At 73.6% G+C, this 3,215-nt stretch carries 4 protein-coding genes; 1 reads left to right on the top strand and 3 read right to left on the bottom strand.

What is annotated here, in order from left to right; translation table 11 throughout:
- Positions 1–527, bottom strand: a 527-nt coding sequence (locus HGA02_RS14055) for an SRPBCC family protein (protein WP_168679559.1), incomplete at its 3' end; no start/stop codon positions are given.
- A 211-nt stretch (positions 528–738) separates the two neighbouring features.
- On the opposite strand from HGA02_RS14055, the gene HGA02_RS14050 reads away from it, so the two are divergent.
- On the top strand, positions 739–1,245 hold the full coding sequence (locus HGA02_RS14050) for an SRPBCC family protein (RefSeq protein ID WP_168679557.1): 507 nt from the start codon (positions 739–741) through the stop codon (positions 1,243–1,245).
- A gap of 79 nt (positions 1,246–1,324) precedes the next feature.
- On the opposite strand, the gene HGA02_RS14045 is transcribed toward HGA02_RS14050, so the two are convergent.
- Positions 1,325–1,702: a hypothetical protein gene (locus HGA02_RS14045; protein WP_168679555.1), complete on the bottom strand. Its 378-nt coding sequence runs from the start codon at positions 1,700–1,702 to the stop codon at positions 1,325–1,327.
- Positions 1,699–3,114 (bottom strand): hypothetical protein, encoded by a 1,416-nt coding sequence (locus tag HGA02_RS14040; protein WP_168679553.1) that lies wholly within the window; start codon positions 3,112–3,114, stop codon positions 1,699–1,701. The genes HGA02_RS14045 and HGA02_RS14040 overlap by 4 nt, the downstream gene beginning before the upstream one ends.
- Positions 3,115–3,215 lie beyond the last annotated feature (101 nt).

Genomic DNA, 3,215 nt, shown 5'->3' with positions numbered 1-3,215 from the left:
GACACCCCGGCCTTGCCCGAGTCCCCACGTGACGCCGCGGCGTCCTCCACGCCGGGCGTGCCGGCGCCTGTGCCCGCGCCGACCGACCCGCGCCACGCACCCGTCGCGTACCCCTCGGCCTCGATGAACGCCTTGAACCGCTCGAGGTCCTTCTCCGCCTGGTTCTCGACGACGTTCAGCTTGTCGCCGACCTTCTCGACCAGGCCCTCGGGCTCGTACTCGAGCGACAGGTGGACCGAGGTCTGCCCGCCGCCGACGTCCTCGAACGTCACCGCACCCGCGTTGGTCGCGCCCTCGGTGGCGGCCCAGGCGACCTTGCGGTCCGGCACCTGCTCGAGGATCCGCGCCTCCCACTGGCGCTTCACGCCGGCGATCTCGGCGACCCACTGCAGCCGCTCGTCGCTCAGCTGCGTCACGCTCTTCACCCCGCCCATGACCTGCGGGAAGTCCTCGAACTGCGTCCACTGGTTGTACGCCACGGCCACCGGCACGTTCACCAGGACCGACTTCTCGACTTTCGTGGTCATCGACTTTCCTCACGTCGAGCACGCGCGACGGGCCGCGGTCTCCAGCCCGGATCGACCCAGCATGCGCGCCGGTCGGACGGAGCGCCCGCCGGTCGCCCGCGACGGCCGCGACGTGCGACGGCGGACGAACCGCCGCGTCGCCGAGCGGTGAGTTCGCCCGAGGAGCCGGGTCCGTATCGGGGACGACCGTCGCAACCCGCAGGAGGACGAGATGCCCGAGACCCAGCAGACCTACGACGTCGTGGCCACGCGGCGGCTGCCCGTGGTGCCGCACGCGGCGTGGCGGGTGTGGACCGAGCCCGGGGTGGTCCGGCAGTGGTGGTGCCCCGGCCCGTTCACCTGCCCCGTCGCCGTGCTCGACGTCCGCGAGGGCGGCACGTCGCTCCTGGGGATGCGCGCGCCGGCGGAGATGGGCGGCGCGACGACGTACACGTCGTGGACGTACACCCTCGTCGACGAGCCGCACGAGCTGCGCTACGACCTGCGGTTCGTCGACGCCGACGGCCACCACCTCGGCCCGGCGGCGTCCGGCCTGGCCGGCGTCCCCGACCCCGTGCCGCACCTCGTGACGTTCGAGCCCACCGACGACGGCACTCGGCTCACCGTGATCGAGCGCGGCTACACGACCGAGGCGTCACGCAACCTGTCGGCCGCCGGGCTCGACGCGTGCCTCGACAAAGTCGAGGCCCTCGCCGGCGCGATGGCCACCAGCGGCTGACACGCCTCACGGCGGACGACGGACCTCCGACGAACGCCCGTCACCGCCGCCGGGGCACCGTCCAGCGGCCCGGCGGCGCTCACAGCGAGATGGTCGCCGGGTCCAGCCGCTCGGCGGCCCAGAGGACCGACTCGTTGTCCAGGACCCATACGGGCCTCCCGGCGGCAGCAGCGATCGCCCGCACGACGTCGACGAACAGCACCTCGGACCGGCACTCGACCGGCAGACCGTGCGCCTGCGTCATCTGCGGGACGTCCTCGACGCCGTCGGCCGGGGTGAAGGGCTGCTCGCGGAAGTCGTCGCCCGGGTACTCGTCGCGGAACAGCGTCAGCAGGAAGCCGTCGGGCCCCCGGAGCTGGGCCGTGTCCTCGACCGCGGTCCCGCCCCGACCGACGATCACGTCGCGGGCCACCCCGAACAGGCCCGCGTCCTCGCTGAGCACGAGCGCACCCTTCACCGCATCTCTCCCACCATGGCGACGAGCTCGTCGAGCGACCGCGCGATCGGGATGCCCTGCCTCGCGGCGGCCTGCCACGCCCCGTCGGGCATGTCCGGGGCGAACCCGATCGTCCGGCGGCCGGTCGTCTGCTCGGTCTTGAGGATCTGGCCGGTCAGCCCTCGCGCGTTGCCCTCCTTGACCTGGACGACGATATCGCCCAGGTCGACGTCCACCTCGCGCGAGAGGCCGTTGCTCATCGGCACGAGGTTGTTGATGTCCCGGACCTGTCCCGGGAACGCGGCCTCGATCGCGTTGGCGGCGTCGGCGACGAACGGGTCGGACGACGTGAACGGGGCGCGGGGCCGCGTCGGCGCGGGGCGGGAGAAGAGGTCGTCGAGCGCCGAACGCCACGACGCCGGGAGGTGCCGCAGGGTCTTCTGCAGGATCTTCCCGACGGCGCCGGCACCCAGCAGCGACGTCACGGCGAGGACGAGCTCGAGGCTGCCCTGCTGGACGAGCTGCTGCCCGTCGATCGTGCCCTCGCCCCAGTCGGCCGCCACGTCGAGGAAGTCACCGACGGACACGAGGGTGAAGCCGACGCCGACGACCTTGAGCCCGAAGGACAACCCTGCGACGACGCCGGCGCCCCCGGCCGGGACGGCACCGACCCCGAAGCCGAACACGCCGCCGATCGCGGCCCCGCCCATGCCGCCGATGATCGCGAGCGCGATCGTGAGCACCGCCCCGACGGCCACCACGACCCACCCGACGACCCGGCACACCGAGGCGAGGACGCGGAACACCGCGACGTGATCCCCGATGAAGTCGCGCAGCCCGTCGAGGTTCTCGTCGATCCAGCCGCCGAGGTCGCCGCTGGTCCGGTCCCACCAGTCGGCGACCTGCCCACCCGCGTCCAGCACGCCGTCCCAGGCGTCGGTGGCGACGTCGGCGAACCGGTCGACACCGTCCGACACCGCCCCGGACACCTCGTCCCAGCGGTCGCCGAACCAGTCGCCGATCCCGCGGGACCTCTCGGTGTCGCGCTCGTCGGCCTCCTGCTCCTCGACGGGTGCCGCGCTCCACGTCAGGGCCGATCCCCCGCCGACGAGCGCGGTCTGGGTGAACGGGCTAGCTGGGACGAACGGGTCCGGGTCGTCGACCACCGGCAGGGTCGCACCGAAGGCACCGTCGTAGCGCATCGCCGCCAGGTCCCGTGCGCGCGCGACGTACGGGTCGAGCGTGCCCAGCACGTGCGTCCCGAGACGGTCCGCCATGGTCTGCGCCTCGTCCATCGCGCCCGTCGGCACGCCCAGCGCGACCATCCGGTGCCGCAACGGGCCGACCGTGTCGCGCACCGCGTCCCGGGTCGCCGCCACGTCGGAGCGGACCTCGGACAACGCCTCCGGGCAGACCTCGACGAGGCGCGTCACGCGACGCCCTCCGCGTCCTCGCGCGCCCGAGTCAGCGCGCGCTCGGCGTGCGCGAGCTCGTCCGCCACGGCCTCCTCGACGCGGACCAGCGTCCGCGGGAG

It is taken from the genome of Cellulomonas septica (genome assembly GCF_012396155.1).
GTDB lineage: Bacteria > Actinomycetota > Actinomycetes > Actinomycetales > Cellulomonadaceae > Cellulomonas > Cellulomonas septica.
The sequence above is the reverse complement of the archived record's forward strand: the minus strand, read 5'-3'. Positions and strand labels throughout refer to the sequence as shown.

Excerpts from the sequence above, each read along its gene's own strand:
- HGA02_RS14050 (WP_168679557.1), top strand. The coding sequence starts at position 739 with ATGCCCGAGACCCAGCAGACCTACGACGTCGTGGCCACGCGGCGGCTG.